This is a genomic window from Shimia sp. MIT1388, from assembly GCF_047124445.1.
Lineage (GTDB): Bacteria > Pseudomonadota > Alphaproteobacteria > Rhodobacterales > Rhodobacteraceae > Shimia.
The window spans coordinates 1017996-1040234 of record NZ_CP138921.1; the positions used below are offsets into that span (position 1 = coordinate 1017996).

Annotated in this window: 20 protein-coding genes; 8 read left to right on the forward strand and 12 right to left on the reverse strand. The window is 58.9% G+C overall.

What is annotated here, in order from left to right; translation table 11 throughout:
• Positions 1 to 39 precede the first annotated feature (39 nt).
• The 7 genes from SIB92_RS05015 to purC form a co-directional block, all read right to left on the reverse strand.
• Positions 40 to 3324, reverse strand: coding sequence for an Rne/Rng family ribonuclease (locus SIB92_RS05015; RefSeq protein WP_412554772.1), 3285 nt, complete (start codon positions 3322 to 3324; stop codon positions 40 to 42).
• A gap of 433 nt (positions 3325 to 3757) precedes the next feature.
• A complete protein-coding gene (locus SIB92_RS05020; RefSeq protein ID WP_412554773.1) occupies positions 3758 to 4441 on the reverse strand; it encodes an HAD family hydrolase in 684 nt (227 codons plus the stop codon).
• 116 nt (positions 4442 to 4557) lie between these two features.
• A complete protein-coding gene (locus SIB92_RS05025; protein ID WP_294114860.1) occupies positions 4558 to 5892 on the reverse strand; it encodes a sigma-54-dependent transcriptional regulator in 1335 nt (444 codons plus the stop codon).
• Between the two features lie 4 nt (positions 5893 to 5896).
• On the reverse strand, positions 5897 to 7660 hold the full coding sequence (locus tag SIB92_RS05030) for a sensor histidine kinase (RefSeq protein WP_412554774.1): 1764 nt from the start codon (positions 7658 to 7660) through the stop codon (positions 5897 to 5899).
• Between the two features lie 36 nt (positions 7661 to 7696).
• The gene (gene purQ / locus SIB92_RS05035) at positions 7697 to 8365 is read right to left on the reverse strand and encodes a phosphoribosylformylglycinamidine synthase subunit PurQ (protein ID WP_412554775.1); all 669 of its coding nucleotides are present in this window, start codon (positions 8363 to 8365) and stop codon (positions 7697 to 7699) included.
• Positions 8365 to 8595, reverse strand: coding sequence for a phosphoribosylformylglycinamidine synthase subunit PurS (purS, locus tag SIB92_RS05040; RefSeq protein WP_058240728.1), 231 nt, complete (start codon positions 8593 to 8595; stop codon positions 8365 to 8367). Before purS ends, purQ begins: the two co-directional genes overlap by 1 nt.
• A gap of 105 nt (positions 8596 to 8700) precedes the next feature.
• Positions 8701 to 9456 carry a phosphoribosylaminoimidazolesuccinocarboxamide synthase gene (gene purC / locus SIB92_RS05045; RefSeq protein WP_412554776.1) on the reverse strand — a complete coding sequence of 252 codons (756 nt, stop codon included), beginning with the start codon at positions 9454 to 9456 and terminating at the stop codon, positions 8701 to 8703.
• 156 nt (positions 9457 to 9612) lie between these two features.
• Here purC and SIB92_RS05050 point away from each other — a divergent pair, with 156 nt between their 5' ends.
• The 3 genes from SIB92_RS05050 (at position 9613) to bmt (ending at position 13096) form a co-directional block, all read left to right on the forward strand.
• The gene (locus SIB92_RS05050; RefSeq protein ID WP_412554777.1) at positions 9613 to 9927 is read left to right on the forward strand and encodes a DUF1476 domain-containing protein; all 315 of its coding nucleotides are present in this window, start codon (positions 9613 to 9615) and stop codon (positions 9925 to 9927) included.
• Between the two features lie 162 nt (positions 9928 to 10089).
• The gene (locus tag SIB92_RS05055) at positions 10090 to 11982 is read left to right on the forward strand and encodes a phosphatidylglycerol lysyltransferase domain-containing protein (protein ID WP_412554778.1); all 1893 of its coding nucleotides are present in this window, start codon (positions 10090 to 10092) and stop codon (positions 11980 to 11982) included.
• A gap of 94 nt (positions 11983 to 12076) precedes the next feature.
• On the forward strand, positions 12077 to 13096 hold the full coding sequence (bmt, locus tag SIB92_RS05060; RefSeq protein WP_412554779.1) for a betaine--homocysteine S-methyltransferase: 1020 nt from the start codon (positions 12077 to 12079) through the stop codon (positions 13094 to 13096).
• Between the two features lie 42 nt (positions 13097 to 13138).
• Here bmt and SIB92_RS05065 read toward each other — a convergent pair whose 3' ends face one another.
• The 3 genes from SIB92_RS05065 to SIB92_RS05075 all read right to left on the reverse strand — a co-directional run bounded on the left by SIB92_RS05065 (position 13139) and on the right by SIB92_RS05075 (position 15568).
• The gene (locus tag SIB92_RS05065; RefSeq protein WP_412554780.1) at positions 13139 to 13528 is read right to left on the reverse strand and encodes a thermonuclease family protein; all 390 of its coding nucleotides are present in this window, start codon (positions 13526 to 13528) and stop codon (positions 13139 to 13141) included.
• A 133-nt stretch (positions 13529 to 13661) separates the two neighbouring features.
• Positions 13662 to 14393 carry a substrate-binding periplasmic protein gene (locus SIB92_RS05070; protein WP_412554781.1) on the reverse strand — a complete coding sequence of 244 codons (732 nt, stop codon included), beginning with the start codon at positions 14391 to 14393 and terminating at the stop codon, positions 13662 to 13664.
• A gap of 89 nt (positions 14394 to 14482) precedes the next feature.
• On the reverse strand, positions 14483 to 15568 hold the full coding sequence (locus tag SIB92_RS05075) for a PA0069 family radical SAM protein (protein WP_412554782.1): 1086 nt from the start codon (positions 15566 to 15568) through the stop codon (positions 14483 to 14485).
• A gap of 220 nt (positions 15569 to 15788) precedes the next feature.
• Between SIB92_RS05075 and SIB92_RS05080 the strand changes: the two genes are divergently transcribed.
• From SIB92_RS05080 to SIB92_RS05090, 3 genes are all read left to right on the forward strand, one after another.
• A complete protein-coding gene (locus tag SIB92_RS05080; protein ID WP_412554783.1) occupies positions 15789 to 16490 on the forward strand; it encodes a corrinoid protein in 702 nt (233 codons plus the stop codon).
• Between the two features lie 86 nt (positions 16491 to 16576).
• Positions 16577 to 17269, forward strand: a complete 693-nt coding sequence (locus SIB92_RS05085) for a methyltransferase domain-containing protein (RefSeq protein ID WP_412554784.1) — start codon at positions 16577 to 16579, stop codon at positions 17267 to 17269.
• A complete protein-coding gene (locus tag SIB92_RS05090; RefSeq protein WP_412554785.1) occupies positions 17266 to 17907 on the forward strand; it encodes a DUF1638 domain-containing protein in 642 nt (213 codons plus the stop codon). Before SIB92_RS05085 ends, SIB92_RS05090 begins: the two co-directional genes overlap by 4 nt.
• 38 nt (positions 17908 to 17945) lie before the next feature.
• On the opposite strand, the gene SIB92_RS05095 is transcribed toward SIB92_RS05090, so the two are convergent.
• Both SIB92_RS05095 and SIB92_RS05100 read right to left on the reverse strand, forming a co-directional pair.
• On the reverse strand, positions 17946 to 19181 hold the full coding sequence (locus tag SIB92_RS05095) for an ATP-grasp domain-containing protein (RefSeq protein ID WP_412554786.1): 1236 nt from the start codon (positions 19179 to 19181) through the stop codon (positions 17946 to 17948).
• 144 nt (positions 19182 to 19325) lie between these two features.
• Entirely contained in the window at positions 19326 to 19949 is a 624-nt protein-coding gene (locus SIB92_RS05100; protein ID WP_294114890.1) for a helix-turn-helix domain-containing protein, read from the reverse strand.
• Positions 19950 to 20033: 84 nt separating this feature from the next.
• Between SIB92_RS05100 and SIB92_RS05105 the strand changes: the two genes are divergently transcribed.
• Positions 20034 to 21554, forward strand: a complete 1521-nt coding sequence (locus tag SIB92_RS05105; RefSeq protein ID WP_412554787.1) for a class I adenylate-forming enzyme family protein — start codon at positions 20034 to 20036, stop codon at positions 21552 to 21554.
• Positions 21551 to 22204: a DsbA family oxidoreductase gene (locus tag SIB92_RS05110; protein WP_412554788.1), complete on the forward strand. Its 654-nt coding sequence runs from the start codon at positions 21551 to 21553 to the stop codon at positions 22202 to 22204. The genes SIB92_RS05105 and SIB92_RS05110 overlap by 4 nt, the downstream gene beginning before the upstream one ends.
• The last annotated feature ends 35 nt before the right edge of the window (positions 22205 to 22239 follow it).

A 22239-nucleotide genomic window follows, 5' to 3' on the forward strand; every position in this document is an offset into this window, starting at 1 on the left:
CCAAAAGAAAACGCCGGGGTCTCCCCCGGCGCTTCCAATTTACTTACCGCGTGACCACCAGCCACGCCGCTTTGGCTTGGGCGGGGCTGCCGGTTCTGGCTCGGCCACCGCAACTTCTGCCACAGGTTCAACTTCAACTTCCACCGGTGCCTCGGCGTCTGCTTCTGGGGCTTCAACCTCTTCAGCTGACGCTTCAGGAGCAACCTCTTCCGCGGTGGTTTCCACTTCTGGCTCAGCAACGTCCGCAGCCTCAGATTGCTCTGCTTCGGTCACAGGCTCCTGCGCTTCCACAGGCTCAGCTTCCGTGGCTTCCGCCGCAGGCGCTTCATCAGCGGCTTCCTCGGCACTCACCTCTTCCGTGGCGGCCTCAGACTTCTTACCCCGAGATCGGCTGCGACGGCTCCGGCTGCGCTTCTTGGGTTTCTCTTCACCCTCAGCGGCCTCTTCTGCTGGCTTATCGTCGCCCCCCTCAGAGGCGTCTCCCTCTTCAGATGCCTCGGCATCGCCTTCAGAAGGTGTTTCGCTAGACGCGTCACCTTCACCATTCTCGCCATTACCCCGACGACGACGGCGACGACGACGGCGTTTCTTCGGCTTGGCTTCGCCTTCCTCGGTTTCCGGCTTCTCTTCCGAAATCACTTCGGCGTCTTCCACGTCCGCGTCATCAATTGCGTCCATGATCGAGATGTCACCAGACACGACCGGCGCCTCAGGCTCCGGCACTACGCGCGTTGCGGTTTTGAACTTTTCGATGGAGAAGTCTGGCGACACCAGATGCGGGTCGGCTTCTATGCGTACGGACAGACCATAACGCGCTTCGATCTGCGCCACATGCTCACGCTTCTGGTTCATCAGGTAGTTCACGATGGCCACTGGCGCTTTCACCAGAACCTCGCGAGACCGGCCGCGTGTGCCTTCTTCCTCAATCTGACGCAGGATCGACAGCGCCAGGTTGTCATCCGAGCGGATCAAACCGGTGCCGTGACAATGTGGACATGGCTGTGTGGTCGCCTCGATCATACCAGGACGCAGACGCTGACGGCTCATTTCCATCAGACCAAAGCCCGAAATCCGGCCCACCTGAATGCGCGCACGATCGGTCTTAAGCTTGTCCTTCATGCGCTTTTCAACTGCAGTGTTGTTCTTGCGCTCGTCCATATCAATGAAATCGATCACGATCAGACCGGCGAGGTCACGCAGACGCAGCTGGCGAGCCACCTCTTCGGCGGCCTCCAGGTTGGTCTTCAGCGCCGTCTCTTCAATCGAGCCTTCCTTGGTGGCCCGACCGGAGTTCACGTCAATCGCCACCAGTGCTTCGGTCACGCCAATTACGATGTAACCACCGGACTTCAACTGCACCGTTGGGTTAAACATCCCCGACAGATAGCTCTCCACCTGATAGCGGGCCAACAATGGCAGGCTGTCCTGATACCGTTTCACGTTTTTGGCATGGGACGGCATGATCATCTTCATAAAGTCTTTGGCGATGCGGTAGCCGCGCTCGCCTTCCACCAGAACCTCGTCAATCTCACGCGAATAAAGATCGCGGATCGAGCGTTTGATCAGGTCGCCTTCTTCATAGATTTTGGCAGGTGCCGTCGACTTGAGTGTCAGCTCGCGGATCTGCTCCCAAAGGCGCTGCAGATACTCATAGTCGCGCTTAATCTCGGACTTGGTGCGCTTCGCTCCAGCCGTACGCACAATCAACCCTGCGCCCTGCGGCACATCAATCTCGTTGGAGATTTCCTTGAGCTTCTTGCGGTCCGCCGCATTGGTGATCTTGCGGGAAATACCACCACCACGCGCGGTGTTTGGCATCAGAACACAATAGCGACCAGCCAAGGAGAGATAGGTGGTCAGCGCCGCGCCTTTGTTGCCGCGCTCTTCTTTCACAACCTGCACCAGCATGATCTGGCGCACTTTGATCACTTCCTGAATCTTGTAGCGACGCGGACGCGGCTTGCGCGGCGGACGAATGTCCTCGCTGTCGTCTTCATCAGCGACAGATTCAATGCTCTCGTCTTTCTCCGACGCCTCGGAACGCTTGCCGCGACGACGGGAGCGACGACGGCCGGATTTTTTACCGCTGTCTTCGTCATCTGAGGAAGCCTCAGAGTCCGCCTCGGCATCCGCCTCTTCTTCGGCACCTTCTGCTGCTTCTGCATCAGCTTCCGGAGCGTCTTCAGCAACAGCGTCTTCGTCCTGAGCGGCGCTCTCGGAGTCGGCTTCGGAACTATCCGCCGCATCATCAGCTGCTTCCGCGACTTCTGGCTCTTCAACAGCGGCTTCTACTTCTTCCGCCACAGCCTCTTCCGGCGCCTCTTCCGCGGCACCCTCTTCTACAGGCTCAGCCTCAACATCCGCATTTTCGTCACTTTCCGGTGCAGCCGCCTCGGTCTCTTCGACAGCCTCTTCCACCGCAACGTCGTCTTCCGTAGCGTCTTCGCCTTCCGGCGCAGCGCTGGCTTCGGTTTCGGTCTCTTCGCCAGTTTCCGGGTCCTTGCTGACCACAGCATCTTCGCCTTCGGTGTTGGCCGCGATGGTCTTTGGACCTTCGTCTTTGTCCCGACCGTCCTCAGAAGTATCCTCAGCCGCAGCTTCTGCAGTCTCTTCTGCATCCGCCGCCTCAGTTTCCGCCGCAACGTCGCTTTCCGCTTCCGGTGCGTCTTCTGCAGCCTCTTCCTCAGCAGCCTCTTCGGCCTCTGCTGGCGCTACTTCAGCCGCGTCCGCTTCAACGTCTGCCGAAGCATCCGCTTCAGCTGCTTCTGCTTCCGCAGGCTCCTCAACCGGAGTCTCTTCCACCAGTTCCATCGGCGACAGACCTTCGTCTTGGTCACCGCCGGCATCCTCCACCAAATCAATGGTCTCCATGCCGGAGATTTCCGCAACCGGCTCTTCGGACGCAGCTTCTACCGCCTCGGTCTCGGTTGCCTCAGTGGCCACCTGATCCTCGGACTTCTTCTTGCGAGAGCGGGACCGACGCGACCTCGCCTTCGGCTTTTCTTCTTCCTCGTCGCGCGCTTTCAGAGACTCGGCATAGGCCCGCTCTTCTTCCATAAGCGCCTCGCGATCCGCCACAGGGATCTGGTAATAATCCGGATGGATTTCCGAAAACGCCAAGAAGCCATGGCGGTTTCCGCCATAGTCCACGAAGGCCGCCTGCAACGACGGCTCAACCCGAGTTACTTTTGCGAGATAGATGTTGCCAGCAAGCTGGCGCTTGTTTTCGGATTCAAAGTCGAACTCCTCAACCTTGTTTCCGTCCACCACCACAACACGGGTCTCTTCCGCGTGGGTGGCGTCGATGAGCATTTTCTTAGCCATGTTATCCGTTTGCACCCGCGCAAGCGCCGCGCCCCTCCCGGGGGATCGGGTCGATGAACTTGTCTGGGGTGTCTTGTCTGAGCGAGGGGATGCGCGCCGCCGATGGGGCCGCTTGCGGTCCCTGCTCGGTCTCTCAAATTACTCGCGCGCTTCATCGCGTTTCTTCTCCGACGCGGCGATCGGTGTGCCCGAGCCTGCGCCTGTTACATGCCCTCCGCCATGGCGGTGCGGGCGTCTCTACCGGTTCATTTTCATGAACCCAATCGGTCTGAGTATTGTGCCCGGCCCTCTGCCCCTCGGGGTCCTGTGGGCCACCTGATACGCAACACTCAGCGAAACTCATTACGGCGCGCAAAGCCTGCGCAGACCGTTCCCCCACATAAAACCACTCCTGTGGAAAACACAATGGGGAATCGTCTGACGGATAGCTGGCTTAGGTTAACGCCTTGTCAAAAAGCCCAATCTGGACAGCAGCATGGCCCAAATCTTGGGCAATCAACTGCCCCAAATCCGGCAAGGGAGTGTTTGGCGGACGCAGGTCCGGAATTTGCACTGTAAAACACCCGGCCCGCACCGCAGCCGTGGTGCCCAGGTCACTGTCCTCAAAGGCCACACAATGCGTCGGGTCCGCCCCCAATCGGCGCGCGCCCTCCAGATAAGGCTCCGGGTCCGGTTTGTTGGCAGCCACCTCATTGCCTGTGCAGACCGTGTCGAAAAAAGACAGAAGCCCCGCGGTCTCCAAATGATGCTGCGCCGCCGGTCCGTGGGTGGAGGTTACGACCGCCATTGGCACCTTTTTAGTCCGAATGGCTTGCAGCACATCCAAAGCAAATGGCTTTACCGGCACACCCTTGGTGACATTCTCCTTGTGAAGCGCGCGCCACTGCAGATCAAACGCAACCACATCCGTGCTCTTAGGAAGAAACTTGTGCAACTGCGCCGTGCTGTGCTGGCTCGACGTGCCCACCAACGTGCCGAAAAACGCCTCCGCCTCTTCGCGCGCAATTTGAAGATCATCCGTCAATGTCACAAAGGCCGACAGAAACATCCGCTCCGTATCCAGAAGCACCCCATCCATATCAAACAAATAGGCCGCCGGGGATTCCAACATCGCCATACTTAAGAAGCTCCACAAATTCCGTTAGCGCCAACGGTGTGCACCCTGTCACCAATCAGAAAACGCCGCAAGCCATTCGCGGGCCTGCGGCGTTCACATAATCTATCGGCCTGAAATCAGAGGTAATCCGCCCTCTGAAGTCCGTATTTCGCCATCTTCTCGTTCAACGTCCGACGTGGCAAGCACAGCTCTTCCATTACACCAGCAATAGAGCCGCGATGCCGGCGCATTGTGTTGTCAATCAACATGCGCTCAAAGGCTTCAACATACTCCTTAAGCGGTTTGCCCTCGGTGGTCACAACCGGCTGCATCTCCTCGTGGTCACTCATCAGCAGCGAGGCAATCGTGCCTTCGCCTCGACGGCTTTGCAGCACAGCCCGTTCCGCCAGGTTGATCAGCTGACGCACGTTGCCTGGCCATGGCGCCTGCAACAACTGCGCCGCTTCCTGCGCGCTCACCTTCGGCGCATCGCAGCCATATTCCTCGCTGAATTGCTCCGACAGTCGCGTGAACAGGCTGAGGATGTCTTCGCCACGCTGACGCAGTGGCGGCACCGTGATCCGCAAGGCCGCCAAGCGGTAGAATAGATCAGAGCGCAGCGCGTCTTCGCAGGTGCGGTCCTGTTCCTGCATGTTGGAAATCGCCACAATCCGCGTCTCTGCGGGCGTGCCCTGCTCATTGATTACATTGAGCAGCTTGGCTTGCAGCGCATCGCTCAGGCTCTCGATGTCTTCCAGGACCAGCGTCCCGCCACGTGCTTCTTCCACCGCAGGCAATTGGCTGTCTTCTGGGTTCATCGGTCCAAACAGCCGTTTGGCCAGCGCCTCTTCTTCAAAGGCCCCACAGCTCACCAGCACAAACTTTTTGCCAGCCCGGCTGCCAACAGCGTGCAACGCATGCGCCACCAATGTCTTGCCGGTGCCGGTCTCACCATCGATAAGCACATGCCCATCGGCCTGCCCCAAATCGAGGATGTCTTCCTTGAGACGCGCCATCACCGGGCTCGCCCCAATCAGCTTATTCATGATCTGATCGCCATCAGACAGCTCACGCCGCAGCGCCCGCGCATCCAAGGTCAAACGCCGTGCATTGGTGGCCTTCTTCGCCAGTTGCGTCATGCGATCCGGATTAAACGGCTTCTCAAGGAAATCAAACGCACCAACGCGCATCGCTTCCACGGCCATCGGCACATCACCGTGCCCCGTGATCATAATCACAGGCAGCGAACTGTCCGCGCCCATCAGCTTCTTCAGAAACTGCATCCCGTCCATGCCCGGCATCTTGATGTCAGAAATCACGATCCCCGGATACTCTGCTCCAAGCGCCTTCAGCGCATCCTCGGCGCTGGGAAAAGTTTCAGTGTCATAGCCCGACAGTGCCAACCATTGGCTGATCGACTGCCGCATGTCCTGCTCGTCATCGACGATAGCGATCTTCATGCTTTGTGCCACGAATTTACTCCGCTGCTTCAATATCTTCGTTCAAGATAGGCAGTTGAACTTCAAATACAGCCCCCTGCCCGTCTCCATTCCGCGCTGTCAGCCGTCCGCCAAGGTCGCTGACGATGCCAGAGCTGATTGCCAACCCCAAACCAACACCCTCACCGGGCTGTTTGGTGGTGAAAAACGGCTCAAAAAGGTTGTTCAAATCCTCAATGCCAGGTCCGTTGTCGCGCACCGTCAAAGTAGCGGTTTCCCCTGCTGCCAAAAGGATTTCGATCTCCGGATCAGCCACGGACTCTGTCGCATCCAGCGCGTTGCGCAGCAGGTTGATCATCACCTGCTCAATCCGCACCCGATCGCCCATCACACGCACCGGATCCGTCGGCACAATCTTGCTTATGCGCACCTGCCGCTGACGCAATTGCGGCTCCATCATCGACAAAGCCGAGGCCACAGCCTCCCCCATATCAACCACATGGAACTCATCACCGCCTTTTCGGGCGTAGGACTTGAGCTGCTTGGTGATTGCACCCATGCGCTCGATCAGGTCGTCAATCCGCTGAAATGAGGTCAGCGCCTCGTCCGGCCGATTGCGCTTCACCAAAAGCTGCGCCCCAGCCAGATAAGTCTTCATAGCCGCCAACGGCTGGTTCAACTCATGGCTCACCGCTGCCGACATCTCGCCAAGCGCCGCCAATTTCGAGCTTTGCGCCAGGCTTTGCTCCGCCACCTCAAGGCTCTGCTGCATCCGCTCGCGCTCGGCGATTTCCCGCTGAAGTCGCTGGTTCAACCCGCGCAACTCCACACTTTCACGTTGAAACAAAGCCATGCGCAGCGCGCTTTTGCGCCCCAACACATAGAATCCCAGCGCCAACAGGATCGCAAAACCCATGATCTCCAGTGCCAGAACCGCGTTCACCTTCTCCCGCACACCGGCATAACTGGTAAAACTGGTCATCTGCCATCCACGGAATGGGATACGTGCGCCCATACGCATCACGGCTTCGCCGCGAAGGTAAGCATCCGCTGGGTCTTGCGCCCAATCCGCCGTCACTTTGATGGCCCGCTCAATTGCGCCCAAAGCAGGCTGCCGCGACAGCGCCTCTGCCTCGGTTAACCCCCGCCAGCGCGGCTCACTGCTCAGGATGATAGTGCCTTCGCTGTCTGCCACCAGAACCGCATCCGAAATCCCGGCCCAAGCCCGCTCAAACTTGTGCAGATCGACCTCAACCGCGATCACACCAAGTGTTGCGCCACCGCTTTCCAACCGCCGGGAATAGATAAACCGGTACGCTCCCGTCTCGTCCTTGGCCGTGGTAAACAGGGTAACATTAGACCGTAACGCATTGATAAAGAACTCTTGTTCCCGATACATGGTTCCCAATCGCGTGCGGTCAGTCGCCGCGACTGTGCGTCCGGTCTCATCCAGCATCAACAAGGACGCCGCGCCGATCTCATCGACAAAACTGATCAACCGCGCCGTGGAGCTCGAGAAATCCTGAGAGTTCAACGCCCCTATCAACTCAGGGTCTTTGGCCAGCAACTGTGGCACAATGGCGTTGCGTCGCAACTCACTCAACAAGTTGCCGGAATAGAGCGCCAATCGAAGCTCCGCCCGATTGCGCGTATTCGCTGTAAACCGATCTGTCAGAAAGCTGTTGGTGACCCAAATCGTCACCCCCGCAGCCACGACCAACAACGCCAAGGTCACACGCGCCCGCCAGCTTGTCGTTGCCGGGCGCAGTTTTTCAGTGGTGTCGGAGGCGTGTTGCGTCATGCAAGAATATTACGCGTACGCGCCGACACCCTCAAGTCACGCTGTGGCAAACTGGTCCATCAACGCGCGGAACATTGCCACCCCGTCTGTGCCGCCATGGCCGGTATCCGCCGCCCGCTCCGGATGTGGCATCATGCCAAGCACGCGCCGGTTCTTGCTGACCACACCGGCGATATCCGCAACAGAGCCGTTTGGATTGTCGGTATAGGTGAACGCAATCCGATCCTCATCACGCAGCTGCGCCAGCTTCTCGTCAGTCACAAAGTAGTTGCCGTCATGGTGCGCGATCGGCACGTTCACAACGTCGCTCTTACTGTAGCCAGAGGTAAACGCCGTGTCGGCGCTGGCCACTTCCAGGCCAACTGTGCGACAGATGTACTTCAACCCGGCATTACGGCGCAGTGCGCCCGGCAGCAGACCGGTTTCGGTCAGGATCTGAAAGCCGTTGCAGACACCCAGTGCATAGCCGCCGCGTTCGGCGTGCTTGATAAGGGACTGACAAATTGGAGAATTTGCCGCAATCGCCCCGCAGCGCAGGTAATCGCCAAAGCTGAAACCACCCGGCACACCAACCATGTCGATGCCTTCTGGCAGCGCCGTATCCTTGTGCCACACCATGGTGACATCCGCGCCGGCCTGCTCAAATGCCACCGCAAGATCGCGGTCACAGTTGGAGCCCGGGAAAACAATGACCGCTGCTTTCATCAGCCCATCTCCACCCGGTAGCTTTCGATCACGGTGTTGGCGAGCAGCTTCTCGCACATCTCGGTCACAGTCGCCTCGGTGGTGCCTTCTGCCAGATCCAGCTCGATCACCTTACCCTGACGCACACCTTCCACACCATCAAAGCCAAGGCTGCCAAGGGCATGACGCACGGCCTCACCTTGTGGGTCCAGAACGCCGTTCTTCAGCATGACATATACGCGGGCTTTCATTTGGTCTCTCTCCAATTGGGCATGTGGCGGGACTGTCCCGCTTTTCTTGCCAAAATTCGTCATTCCCCGGCACCCGCAACCGGGCGCAGGAGCCTTAGGTCAGGGTCAGTTTACAAGCGTCGGCTTGGGGCCGGTGCCTTTCGGCAGCACACCCAGACGGCGTGCGACCTCAGCGTAGGCGTCGGTCAGATTGCCTAGATCGCGACGGAACACATCTTTGTCGAGCTTCTGCCCGCTCTCGATGTCCCACAGGCGGCAGCTGTCCGGGCTGATCTCGTCCGCCACAACCAGACGCTGGAAGTCGCCCTCATACACACGGCCAATCTCGATTTTGAAATCGATCAGGCGAATGCCCACACCAAACATCACACCGCTCAGCCAATCGTTCACCCGAAGCGCCAGACCAAGAATGTCGTCCATGTCCTGCTGGCTCGCCCAGCCAAAGGCGGCAATATGCTCTTCCGACACCAGGGGATCACCCAGGCTGTCGTCTTTGTAGCAGTATTCCACAATCGGACGCGGCAGCTGCGTGCCTTCTTCAATGCCCAAACGTTTGCTCATGGATCCGGCCGCGTAGTTGCGCACGATCACTTCCAGCGGAATGATCTCGCAGTTGCGCACCAGCTGCTCACGCATGTTCAGGCGCTTTAGGAAGTGGGTTGGCACACCAATCTGCCCCAGACCTGTCATGAAGTATTCACTCAGGCGGTTGTTCAACACACCTTTGCCATCAATGACGTCTTTCTTTTCCGCATTGAAAGCAGTGGCGTCATCTTTGAAGTATTGCACAATGGTGCCCGGCTCAGGGCCCTCAAACAGAATCTTGGCTTTGCCTTCATAGATTTTTTTGCCGCGGGCCATGGCTACATTCCTTCTCTTCCGGGATGAGTCCCGAATTTGTTCGCCCTCTTAATGGATGGATAGCATTGTCGCAAGCATAGCTCTTGCACTTGCAGCATACCCATCGAATGGTCATATCAGTAGTGAGACATCCTAGAATTATGGAGGAGTTCAAAAATGAACGCATTTGATGACCGCGAAGCCGCCTTTGAGGCCAAATTTGCCCATGACGAAGAGATGAAATTCAAGGCCGAAGCCCGCGCCAACAAGAAACTGGGTCTGTGGGCCGCTGAGCTGCTTGGAAAAACTGGGTCCGAGGCTGAGGATTACGCCAAGACCGTCATCGCTGCAGACTTTGAAGAAGCCGGTCATGACGATGTGATCCGCAAAGTTGTGGGTGATCTGGGCGACAAGGCGGATGAGCAAACCATCCGCGCCAAACGTCGCGAAGCGCTTGCCGCTGCCAAAGAAGAGCTGGCGACGGAAGTCTAAGCTTCCATAAATCCAGACCAAGACACAGCGCGCGGGCCATCGGTCCGCGCGCTTTATTTAGCTCCAATTGTCTTTGTTAAGGCGGCCGAAACCACGCGTCAGATAGCGATTTGGGTCACTTGGGACAGGTAACGATTTGGGGCGGGAACCTTGAAGACACCAATGATGAAAACCGCGCAGAGCTTTCTGCGCCGGATTTGGCCATTTGCCTTTGGCGCGCTGTGCCTCTGGCTGCTTTCCGAACAAGTGGACGATGTGGACTACGGCGCGCTTTGGGCCTCCGTCCTCTCCGCCACCCCGTGGCAATGGGGTCTGGCGCTTACATTCTCCGCCCTCAGTTTTCTCGCGGTCTCTCGCTATGACGTGATTGCCCAACGCCATTTCCAAATGCACCGCAGCACGTCCGAGGCCATGACCGTGGGGGCCACCGCCATCGGTTTGGGACAGACCCTGGGCGCGGGCGCGGTTGTTGGCACCTTTGTGCGCTGGCGCATGACGCCGGACCTTTCGCTGAAGGACGCCGCTCGCATCACCGCCTTTGTCACCGTGACATTTCTGGCTGCCATGGCCGTGACCATCGCCCTTGCCGCGCTGGTCCTGCCCACGCCGCATGTGCCGTCCTTCTTGCCGCCGGTCATTCTTGCGGTGGCCTTCCTTGTGGTGGTGCTGGCTTTTGTTTTTCCGGTCCTGCCGCGACAAGCCAGCCGCCTCAGTCTGCCAACTCTGCCCGCCATGGCCGCTCTGCTGACGCTTTGCCTGATCGACACCATCTTTGCCGCTCTGGCGCTTTACGTTTTGTTGCCGCTAGGCCTCTCCCTCAGCTTTGCCGTCCTGCTCCCCGTCTTCCTGATCGCGCTTGGCGCCGCCATCTTCTCCGGCACCCCCGGCGGTGTAGGCCCGTTTGAACTGACACTCCTGGCAATGCTGCCGCACCAACCGGAAGCCTCCCTGCTGGCAGGCGTCCTAGCCTTCCGCGCCATCTACTACGCTTTGCCCGCGCTCATGGCTGGTCTGGTGTTCCTGCGCCATCTCGCCAAGCCGCGTCCGGCCCGCTCCCCACGCCAGCATCGCGCCTATGAGGCCTATGACAACGCGCCCCTCTCCACAGTCAGCCGCGCCGAACTTGGCGTGATCCGTCAAAACGGCGGCGCGCTGCTTTCCTGTGACGCGGGCCGCTATGGCGCCGTGCGCATCGGTCAGACCCTCGTGGCCCTATTTGACCCCATCGAAGGCGATGCCCATGCTATGGCCCGCCCACTTAAAAACGCCGCCCGCGCACAAAACCGGATTGCCTGCAAATACAAAATCTCTGCCCGTCAGGCGGTCAAGACCCGCAAAGCGGGCTGGGCGGTTGTGCATATCTCCGACGAGGCTGTGCTCGAACCAAGCCAACACTCCACCGCCGGGTCCACCTATCGCCAGCTGCGCCGCAAATTGCGCCAAGCCGAAAAGGCCGACGTAGAGGTCAACCAACCCGACGCGCACATGCTGCCGCTGGGCGACATGGCACGGGTCTCCGCCGCCTGGGAAGCCAAACACGGCATCCCCAAAGGCCTGACTATGGGACGTTTTGACGACTTCTATGTCGGCTGCCAAACCGTCTTCCTCGCCTACCAAGGCAATGAGCTCGTGGGTTTTGTCAGCTTCCATGCCACCGCCCATGAATGGTGCCTGGACCTGATGCGCGTGCTGCCCGAAGCGCCTGATGGCACCATGCACCTATTGGTCCAGAAAGCCATCGAGGCCGCAGCCGAGGCTGACGTGCCCCGCCTGTCCTTGGCCGCAGCCCCTGCTCTGCCCGAAGGCAAAACCGCGCTGGAACGCAAAATCCGCAGCTACCACTTCAAACACGCAGGCGGCGCCGGTCTGCGCCAGTTCAAAGCCTGTTTTGCGCCGCGTTGGGAGCCGCTGTTCATGGCCGCACCCGGTCCAGCACAGCTCAGCCTGGCTGCGCTGGATCTGACCCGCGCCGTGAACCTGCGCAGCGCGCCTGCCACGCCCATCGCCTGCGCCCAACCGGCCCATTCTGAGGGCTACCTGTCCTCATCCTCATAATGGTCTTGCATCAAATTAAGTTGTGCCCCGGCCCCGCCCATGGCACATCGCTGCGCAAACGACACGCGGCACGCCGCGCCTTAAGGAGTCTCTGATGACCAACGCCCTCTCCAAGCTTTTGGAAACCCGTGACTGGCTCATGGCAGACGGCGCCACCGGCACCAACCTGTTCAACATGGGCCTCAGCTCCGGCGACGCCCCGGAACTTTGGAACGCCGACGAGCCACAGAACATCAAAAAGCTCTACAGCCTTGCGGTCGACAGCGGGTCTGACATCTTCCTGACCAACTCCTTTGGCGGCAACGCCTCCCGCCTGAAGCTGCACGACGCCCAGAACCGCGTTCGCGAACTCAACCGCCTCGCTGCCGAGATCGGCCGCGACGTAGCTGACGCCGCGGGTCGCCCCGTAATCGTGGCTGGCTCCGTTGGCCCAACGGGCGATATCATGGAACCCGTAGGCAGCCTGTCCCACGCCGACGCAGTGGAGATGTTCCACGAGCAGGCCGAAGGTCTGAAAGAAGGCGGCGCGGACGTTCTGTGGCTGGAGACCATCTCCGCACCGGAAGAGTACAAAGCCGCTGCCGAAGCCTTTGCCCTCGCAGACATGCCTTGGGTCGGCACCATGAGCTTTGACACCGCAGGTCGCACCATGATGGGTGTGACTTCCGCCGATATGGTGCAACTGGTCGACAGCCTGCCAAACAAGCCGCTCGGCTTTGGCGCCAACTGCGGCACCGGCGCGCCAGACTTGCTGCGCACCGTGCTTGGCTTCTCTGCGCAAGGCACCGAAACCCCGATTGTGGCCAAAGGCAACGCCGGCATTCCGAAATACCACGACGGCCACATCCACTATGATGGCACCCCAGAGCTAATGGCGGACTATGCCGTCATGGCGCGCGACTGCGGCGCAACCATCATTGGCGGCTGCTGCGGCACCATGCCAAACCACCTCAAAGCCATGCGCGAAGCGCTGGAAACCCGCCCCCGTGGAGAGCGCCCGTCGCTTGAGGCCATTGCCGAAGCGCTTGGCGGTTTCTCCTCTGCCAACGACGGCACCGGCGATGATGCCGCCGCCCCGGCCCGCGAACGGCGCGGCCGCCGCCGTCGCGGCTAAGTCTGACCATCAAAAAAGGCGCCGATGTTCGGCGCCTTTTCTTTAGCTGCAATAGCCCGCCCGTTTGATGCGGCTTTTCGCAGAAGCCTTTTCCAAATGGCGATAGCGCCCACCGGAATAGCGCGCACAATCCAGCGCGTGCCCCGCCGCAATCACCGCCGCACCGATGTCCTGGCCATTGGCGTAACACACGCCAATGTAGCGGTCATACGACCGCTCTCCAGTCAGATCACAGGTCACCTCTTTGCCGCGCAAATAGTTCACAGTCCAGCGCTTGGCATCCTTGCCGGCGCGGGTCTTAAGCTCCGGCGCATCAACCCCTTGAAAGCGCACCGGCGTGCCGTCCAAAACAATCGTATCCGCGTCGCGCACCTGCACATCCGCCCAAACGGGCGTGGCCACCAAAACGGCAGCCGCAATTAGTCTTTTCATTTTGGTCGTCAGTCTTCTGTGAGTGGTGGCAGCACCTTAGCAGGCGACAACCGCCAAGTCACAGCGTCCGACTCACAATAGAGCGCCATGGGCGGACCACCGCCCATAGCGTTGTTTTCAATGTCAAAAACCCTCAAAAGGCGTGTTTTGCCCGCAGAGACGCAACCGTCTCTCCATTTTCCGCTAGCCACCTATTGAAAGCCTCTACAACGTCCGCACGATTGCTGGAGGACACATGATAATTGGACACGGAGTGCGGCAGGCTCTCATCAAACACCAGCGCCGTCTCATCCTTGCCCAACTCTCGCAAAACGCGGCGGATCACGTCTTGGTTGGCATAGGCCCCGTCAATCCGCCCGACCAGCGCCTGACGCACCATGCCGATAAAACTGGAGTTCTCTTTCAAGCTCACATCGCCACTGTCGATCCGGTCCAACCAGGAATACGGCGTGAACCCCAGAACCGTGCCAAGCTGATCCACTTCATCCGCTGGACGCCCAACATGCTCAGGCAACACCATCACGCCATCGATCGCTTCAACCACAACGTCAGAATAAACCACGCCCTGGCCGTCTTTCAGTTCCGCTGACCAATAGGCATTGTCAGGATACTTCAGGTCAACATCCCCCGTAACCACCGCCTGCATCAGGCGGGTGATTGGCAAGGCTTTGAACTCCAGTTCATACCCTTCATCCTCCGCAAAGGCCGTCAAAAGGTCCGCCCCAAATCCGGTGTAACTCTGCCCGTCCCAATTGTAGTGCGGAAGGTATTCGATGTTTTCCACGCCCACGACAAGGCGTTCGGCGGTGGCCACTCCCGCCGTACAGGCCAAAGAAAGGCCAACTGCTGCAATCACGTTCTTCATAGTCCGTCTCCAATGGAAATAACTCGGACCCGCAGCATCAGGGCCCGAAACTTTCCAATGTGTTGACTTTCGCAATAGCTGAAACAGTTTCAGAAAAGCGCAAGTTGTCCGTCCCGTGCCAGCGGCACTTCAAACAAATCACAGCGCAGCTTGGGCATCTCTTTGTCCAAGCCAAACCGCACACGGGCTTTCTCCACCCGCTGGGCGATCATCTCTGCATAGATCCCCTCGCCCCGCATACGTTTGTTGAACTCGGCATGGTACAGATCCCCGCCATGCATCTCCCGCATCCGCGTCAGGACTTTTGCCGCGCGTCCAGGATATGCTGCTTGCAGCCATTCTTCAAACAACGGCGCCACCTCCATTGGCAGACGCAACATGATCCAGGCCATGCCGGTAGCACCCGCCTCCGCAGCCGCCTCTATAAGCGTCTCAACCTCATGATCCGTCAAACCCGGTACCACCGGCGCCAACATCGCTCGCACAGGTATACCTGCCTCTGTGAGCTTTCGAATGATTTCCAACCGCCGTTTGGGCAATGGACAACGCGGCTCCATCGCGCGGGACAACTCCACATCCATCGTCGTCAAAGAAACCCCGACCTGAGCCAGCCCCTTGGCGGCCATGTCGCTCAAAATATCAATGTCGCGCTCTACCAAAGTGCCTTTGGTGGTGATCGCCACCGGATGATTGTAGCGCTGCAATACCTCCAACACAGACCGCATCACCCGATAGCGCCGCTCAATGGGCTGGTAAGGATCGGTGTTGGTGCCTATCGCCAACATGCTCGGCTGATAGGCTTTGCGCCGCAGCTCTTTCTCCAGCACCTCCGCCGCCTTGGGCCGCGCCACCAGCTTGCTTTCAAAGTCCAACCCCGGCGACAGCCCCAGATAGGCGTGTGTCGGCCGCGCAAAACAATAGGTGCAGCCATGTTCACAGCCACGATAGGGATTAAGCGAGCGGTCAAACGGAATGTCCGGCGACATGTTGCGCGTGATCACTGACCGGGGCCGTTCTTCACTGACCTCGGTGACAAAGGCCCCCCGCTCTTCCGGGATCTCCCAACCATCCTGCACCTCTTCACGTTCAAGTTCATAGCGACCAGCCGCATTGCTCTGCGCCCCGCGTGCCTTGCGCCGCGTCACGTTGATTTTGGAGTGTTTCAGGTCAGACATTTGTTCAAATTAGAACAAATAGAGAACAAATGCAATAAACCCCATGATCTGGATGAGAAACTTTCATCGCACACATGATTTTTGCCCCTACACGTCGCACTCGGCTTTGGCTATGTCGCTAATCAGACAGTTTGCCCGCTGAAAAACATTGAAAGCTGGGATATAACGAATAGCAACCGGTGCCCGCTTCGGGCCCCCGCCAGGGTATGGGAATACGCGCATGTCAGAAGAAGAAGACGACATCATCCTGTCCGAACTCAATGACGAGGAACTTGTCCAACAGATGTTTGACGACCTCTACGATGGCCTCAAAGAGGAAATCGAAGAAGGTGTGAACATCCTGCTGGAACGCGGCTGGGAGCCTTACCGCATCCTGACCGAAGCGCTGGTGGGTGGCATGACCATCGTCGGTGCTGACTTCCGCGATGGTATCCTCTTTGTGCCTGAAGTGCTGCTGGCGGCCAACGCCATGAAGGGCGGCATGTCCATTCTGAAGCCATTGCTGGCCGAAACCGGCGCACCGCGCATGGGCTCCATGGTTATTGGCACCGTCAAAGGCGACATTCACGACATCGGCAAAAACCTCGTCTCCATGATGATGGAAGGCGCCGGCTTCGAAGTGGTGGACCTCGGCATCAACAACGCTGTTGAGAGCTACATGGAAGCGCTTGAAGAGCACAAACCGGACATCCTCGGCATGTCCGCCCTGCTGACCACCACCATGCCTTACATGAAGGTTGTGATCGACACGCTGGTCGAGCAAGGCCTGCGCGATGACTATATCGTGCTGGTCGGTGGCGCACCGCTGAACGAAGAGTTTGGCAAGGCCATTGGCGCAGACGCCTACTGCCGTGACGCGGCTGTGGCCGTGGAAACCGCCAAAGAGTGGGTTGCCCGCAAACACAACCAGATGAGCGCCTAATCAGGCCCTATCCCTTTGCTCACTCCCCGAGCGATTAGATCCGGCCCGCCCTTCACAGGCGGGCCGTTTTTGTTCAAGGTACCGACATGTCTGGACTTTACTCCCCCGATCTCGCCCGCATCCACGCCGAAGGCTACAACGACACCTTTGATGAGGCACACGACTGGCTCGCCGCGCAAATCCTGCACGGCCCCGCCAACGCGCATCTGTTTGACATCGGTTGCGGCGACGGCACCTGGCTTTCGGTGGCAGAAGACCGCGGTGTCATGGGCGAAGGCGTTGACCTCTCTCCGGCATTTGTCGAAATCGCTCAAGCCCGCGGCCTTTTGGTGAAACAAGGCAACGCCGCCGACATCCGCATCCCAAAAGGCACCACCGCGATCACCTGCCTCGGCGAAGTTCTGAGCTACATCGACGCCACCACCAAGCGCGACACGCTCCTGCCCGTGGCCCGCGCCGCCTTTGACGCACTGCCTTCCGGTGGTCTGCTCTTTGCCGACCTCATTGGCCCCAGATGCCTACCTAAAGCGCCACGCAACACCGGTACCGACTGGCAAATGCGCATCGAAGTCACCGTCGAGCGTGATCTCCTCACCCGCCGCATCGAAACCCAGGTTGGCGACCGCTTTGACACGGTCATCCACCAGCAATCCCGCCGCCATCCCGACAGCACCAAGCAAGTGCTGGAGGCCATCGGCTGGCGCTGCGAGATCCTTGACAGCTACGGTCCCGCCGGTCTTCTTCCAGGCCGCTTCGCTATCAAACTGACCAAGCCATGACCCAGCTCCCAGACGACAGCGCGCTGGCGCAATCCGGCCTTGCCCCCACCGGCTCAACCGGCCGCATTCTGCTGCTCGCTTGCGGCGCGCTCGCACGCGAAATCCTCGACCTGATCAAACTCAACAATTGGTCCCACATGGACCTCACCTGCCTGCCTGCCATCTTCCACATCCATCCTGAGAAAATCGCACCAGCCGTGCGCGACGCCGTTGCCAAACACCGCGACAGCTACGACGATATCTTTGTGGTCTATGCCGACTGCGGCACCGGCGGGCAACTACAACAAACCTGCGACGAACTAGGCGTCAAAATGATCGCAGGCCCCCATTGCTACAGCTTCTTTGAAGGCAACGACCGCTTTGCCAAAATCGCAGAGGACGAGTTCACCGCCTTCTATCTGACCGATTTTCTGGTCCGCCAGTTTGACGCCTTCATCATCAAACCCATGGGGTTGGATCGCCACCCCGAATTGATGGAGATGTACTTCGGCAACTACGAGAAACTTGTCTATCAAGCCCAAACCGACGATCCGACCTTGACCGAAAAAGCCAAGATCTGTGCCGACCGCCTGGGCCTGACCTTTGAGCGCCGCTTCACCGGCTACGGCGACATGGCCACCGCGCTGGAGGCCCTCTAACAAAAAGGCGCCCCAATTTGGAGCGCCTCTCTTACCCTTTAGGACAACCGCCGCGTCGGCGACTTGTCTGCGGTTTCTTCAGACGTCTCCGCTCGACGGTTCTTTTCCAACAGCGCCTCAAACGCATTAAATATGCGCTTCATGTGCTTGCTTTTGTATGGAAAAACCTCTTCGTCATCCATGTCGTGCACGATCAGCGCATTGTCCGCTTCAAACACAACCAGATTGCCTTCCGGGTCTTCGGCGCAATCCACCCCAAAGTAATCCAGATCAATCGCGTCGGTCAGCGCGCCAAACCCATCCTCGTGTCGAGTGGCAAACCGGCGCTCAAAGCTGTCCATCCAGGCAGATTCTTCCGCGCGTTTTTCGGCAAACTCTTCCATACGCGCGTTCAGGTACCAAAGGTCCCACTGGTCCGCGATGGCCATGTGACACGGGAACGGCTGCCCATCTACAAAGATCACGCGGTACTTTCGGTAGAACCCGTCTTCCGGCGTTGCGTAACGGATAAACTCGGAGACAAAGAACGCGGCTTCAGTACGCTCAAACAGGTAATCGCTCAGCGCATCCCGACTCTCGATCAGCACCAGCCCTTCGCCTGCATGGCTGCCTACCGGCCGCACCACATAGGGGTAATCCCCAAGCGCCGCCAAGCTGTCTTCCGCCGCCGTGCCTTCCAGTTCCCAGCGGTCAAACCGCTGCGTCTTCGGCAAAGTCAAACCCGCTTTTCCGGCAAACATCGCTTCAAGCGAATCTCGCTCCAGATCCACCTGACCATCCGGTAAGTTCACCACTTTGGTACCCACCGCTGCGGTCAAGGCGCGCACTTTGTCCTGAAACGCTTCGGCCTTTACACTGTCCGCAGGTGCGGCACAAAACGCCACATCATGGGCGGGCAGATCGATCTGCTCATCGCTCTCAACATTCAGGTAATACGTGAGAATTTCAACATCTGCGCCCTGCAGAAGAAACTCAATCGGAGTGTTGCCCCCAATATGGCTCGGCTCAGCAAACACCAGAAGTTTGGTACGCGCGCCATCTGTTTTTTGGGTGCTGAAAATACGCTGACGCTTCAGCGCCTCATCCTGCCAGGCCAGACCCGCCGCGCGGTTGCCCTGCAACTGATCAATCACCGACAGATCCATAAAGATGCCGTCCGCATCTTTCCCAGTGAACACTTTGCTCAGCAGCTCATTGCGCAGAGGCTGCAGATCGACGCCGTCAAACGCCATCTTCGTCAGGCTCGCAAGCCCGATTCTTTCTTGAGGTTCCATTCTGGCTCCAAATTTTAGTGCCCTTCAGGAATGCCCCAATCGTTATTAAAAATAGGTGCAAGCAACCATTACAATTTTCACTAACTGCAAATTTGTTTTGTCGGATTTCAAACGCGCTTTGAAAAACCGCTTTTTCCCAACAACTTAGACCAAAGATGTCACCCACAAAATTGTCGCATCATCTTCGCTGACCGAAACCACATTGTGGCCCATCGAGCCATCGTAATACGCGCTATCTCCCCGACGCATTTCCACGGGCTCATAAAATTCGGTGTAAAGCGTGATCACGCCGGTCAGCACATAGAGAAACTCTTCCCCATCGTGCCGCACCCAGCCGTCAAACTCATCCATCGACCGCGCCCGCACTCGCGCTCGATATGGCAACATCGCCTTCTTGCGCAGCCCCTCGGCCAGCAATTCATGTTCATAGGTGGTGGTAACTTGCCGGGTGCCTTCACCGGATTTCACCACCGACATCCGCCCATTCACCTGATCCTTCTGCGGCGCCGTGAACAGCTGCGGCACAGAAATCTCCAAGCCCACTGCCAGCTTCTTCACCGCATCATAGGTCGGGGACATCTGGCCATTCTCGATCTTGGATAGTGTGGAGCGCGCCAAACCAGCCTGGCTTGCCGCTTGTTCCAGCGTCCAGTTGCGCGCCTTGCGCAGCTCACGCACACGTTCACCTAGGTCCAGCGGTTCGACATGATCCTGTTCGCCGTTTTCACGTGCGATCTTGATCAAGGATTTTGGGTCTTTAGAGGTCATGCGCGCTTTTATCCTGCACAATGCACAACTGGCAACCGCCTCCTGCCTCTTGCACGTGTCGCTCAAGCCGCATAGGCCATTTCCATGTTTTCGATCTTTGACCAAGGCCCGCCGCCGCCCTGTCCGACATCTTTCAACATGGCTGCCCATGTGCTGCGTCATGCGGACCGTCTGGCGGACAAAGAAGCGCTGCGCGTGCTTTGCCCAAACACGCTCGAAAGCTGGACCTACGGCGCGCTAAAATCGGCCATTCTCGGCACTGGCACAGGTTTGTTGCGTGCAGGTCTACATCCCGGCGACCGCGTGTTGATGCGGCTCGGCAATACGGTCGAATTCCCCATTGCCTACCTCGCCTGTATTGCTGTTGGTCTGATCCCCGTGCCCACGTCCTCGCAGCTGACCGAGGCCGAAGTTACCAAGATGGTTGAAACTCTGGAACCCACGGCCATTCTGCATGACCCGGAGGTTTCCACTGCTTCAGGTTTCGACCACAACACACTGACAACAAACGACCTCCTGTCGTTTCACGCGCTTCCTCCCGCCAACTTTGAGATGGGCGACCCCAACCGCCCCGCCTATATCATTTACACCACCGGCACTTCCGGCGTCCCCCGCGCTGTGGTGCACGCCCACCGCGCGATCTGGGCGCGCCAGATGATGTTTGACGGCTGGTACGATCTGCACGAGGACGACCGCCTCTTACACGCCGGTGCCTTCAACTGGACCTTCACGCTTGGCACCGGCCTGATGGACCCTTGGACCAAAGGCGCAACTGCCCTAATCCCGGCACCCGGCACCTTGCCGGCCGCCCTGTCAGACCTACTGCGCGACAATTACGCAACCCTGTTTGCCGCCGCGCCGGGGGTCTACCGAAAGATCCTGGCAACACACCCCGACCCGGCGCTCCCGGATCTGCGCCACTGCCTCTGCGCCGGCGAAAAGCTGTCCGAGCCTCTTCGGGCGCAATGGAACGATGCTACCGGCACCAAACTCTACGAAGCCTTCGGCATGTCCGAATGCTCCACCTTCATCTCCGCCAGCCCCGACCATCCCGCCCCGAAAGGCACTTTGGGGCGCCCCCAAGTCGGCCGCCACATTGCGATCTTGGGCGACACCGGCCCAGTCCCTCGCGACACTCCCGGCACGATCGCCGTGCACAAATCCGACCCCGGCCTCATGCTTGGTTATCTCAACGCCCCCGAGGAAACCGCTGCCCGCTACCAAGGCGACTGGTTCCTCACCGGTGATCTGGGCCAAATGGACGCCGATGGCCACATCACCTATTTGGGCCGCGCGGATGACATGATGAACGCCGGTGGCTTCCGCGTATCCCCACTGGAAGTTGAAGCCGCCTTGCTGCCACACCCAGACGTTACCGGCATCGCCGTCACGGATGTGGAGGTCAAAACCGACACCCGCATCATTGCCGCCTTCTATACCGCCGATCACGATCTCGTGGAGGACGAGTTGAAAGCCTTTGCGCAGACCCATCTGGCACGTTACAAGCAGCCTCGGCTCTTCAAACGCCTGCCCGCGTTGCCCACCAACGCCAATGGCAAACTCAACCGCCGCGCCCTGCGCGAGACCTACAAGGCATCCACATGATCAAACTCGACATCATCTCCGACCCGATCTGCCCGTGGTGCTTCATCGGCAAGTCCCGCCTGATGAAAGCCTTGGAGTCCGAGGCCGATCACCCGTTTGTGATCGAATGGCACCCGTTCCAGCTCAACCCGGACATGCCCGCCGAAGGCATGGACCGCCGCGAGTATCTGGAAACCAAGTTTGGCGGCAAAGAAAACGCCGTGCGCGTCTATTCCGAGATCGAGCAACATGCCACCGATGAAGGTCTGGAGATCGACTTCGCCGCCATCAAACGCACGCCCAACACCATCAACGCCCACCGGCTGATCCACTGGGCTGGCATCGAGCAAAAGCAAAACGCTGTGGTCGATGCGCTGTTTGCGGCTTACTTCAAAGAAGGCCGCGACATTGGCGACACAGACGTGCTGGCAGATATTGCCGACAGCGCGGGCATGGACGCTGCCGTTGTGCGCAAGCTTCTGGAGTCTGATGCCGACGTTGAAGACATCCGCAAACGCGACGCGCACAGCCGCGAGATGGGCGTAAACTCGGTGCCCACCTTTATCGTGGCGAACCAGCACGCCGTGCCCGGTGCGCAACCTGCAGACCTCTGGCGGCGCGTCATTGCCGATCTGAAAGCCCAGGCTGCAGCCGAAAACGCCGCGGAATAACCACTGAACCAGCGTTCATTCTTCACTTGTGAACC

Excerpts from the sequence above, each read along its gene's own strand:
- bmt (WP_412554779.1), top strand. The coding sequence starts at position 12,077 with ATGACCAACGCCCTCTCCAAGCTTTTGGAAACCCGTGACTGGCTCATG.
- SIB92_RS05070 (WP_412554781.1), bottom strand. The coding sequence starts at position 14,393 with ATGAAGAACGTGATTGCAGCAGTTGGCCTTTCTTTGGCCTGTACGGCG.
- SIB92_RS05080 (WP_412554783.1), top strand. The coding sequence starts at position 15,789 with ATGTCAGAAGAAGAAGACGACATCATCCTGTCCGAACTCAATGACGAG.
- SIB92_RS05065 (WP_412554780.1), bottom strand. The coding sequence starts at position 13,528 with ATGAAAAGACTAATTGCGGCTGCCGTTTTGGTGGCCACGCCCGTTTGG.
- purS (WP_058240728.1), bottom strand. The coding sequence starts at position 8,595 with ATGAAAGCCCGCGTATATGTCATGCTGAAGAACGGCGTTCTGGACCCA.
- SIB92_RS05085 (WP_412554784.1), top strand. The coding sequence starts at position 16,577 with ATGTCTGGACTTTACTCCCCCGATCTCGCCCGCATCCACGCCGAAGGC.
- purQ (WP_412554775.1), bottom strand. The coding sequence starts at position 8,365 with ATGAAAGCAGCGGTCATTGTTTTCCCGGGCTCCAACTGTGACCGCGAT.
- purC (WP_412554776.1), bottom strand. The coding sequence starts at position 9,456 with ATGGCCCGCGGCAAAAAAATCTATGAAGGCAAAGCCAAGATTCTGTTT.
- SIB92_RS05095 (WP_412554786.1), bottom strand. The coding sequence starts at position 19,181 with ATGGAACCTCAAGAAAGAATCGGGCTTGCGAGCCTGACGAAGATGGCG.
- SIB92_RS05100 (WP_294114890.1), bottom strand. The coding sequence starts at position 19,949 with ATGACCTCTAAAGACCCAAAATCCTTGATCAAGATCGCACGTGAAAAC.
- SIB92_RS05055 (WP_412554778.1), top strand. The coding sequence starts at position 10,090 with ATGATGAAAACCGCGCAGAGCTTTCTGCGCCGGATTTGGCCATTTGCC.
- SIB92_RS05075 (WP_412554782.1), bottom strand. The coding sequence starts at position 15,568 with ATGTCTGACCTGAAACACTCCAAAATCAACGTGACGCGGCGCAAGGCA.
- SIB92_RS05015 (WP_412554772.1), bottom strand. The coding sequence starts at position 3,324 with ATGGCTAAGAAAATGCTCATCGACGCCACCCACGCGGAAGAGACCCGT.
- SIB92_RS05030 (WP_412554774.1), bottom strand. The coding sequence starts at position 7,660 with ATGACGCAACACGCCTCCGACACCACTGAAAAACTGCGCCCGGCAACG.
- SIB92_RS05020 (WP_412554773.1), bottom strand. The coding sequence starts at position 4,441 with ATGGCGATGTTGGAATCCCCGGCGGCCTATTTGTTTGATATGGATGGG.
- SIB92_RS05110 (WP_412554788.1), top strand. The coding sequence starts at position 21,551 with ATGATCAAACTCGACATCATCTCCGACCCGATCTGCCCGTGGTGCTTC.
- SIB92_RS05090 (WP_412554785.1), top strand. The coding sequence starts at position 17,266 with ATGACCCAGCTCCCAGACGACAGCGCGCTGGCGCAATCCGGCCTTGCC.
- SIB92_RS05105 (WP_412554787.1), top strand. The coding sequence starts at position 20,034 with ATGTTTTCGATCTTTGACCAAGGCCCGCCGCCGCCCTGTCCGACATCT.
- SIB92_RS05050 (WP_412554777.1), top strand. The coding sequence starts at position 9,613 with ATGAACGCATTTGATGACCGCGAAGCCGCCTTTGAGGCCAAATTTGCC.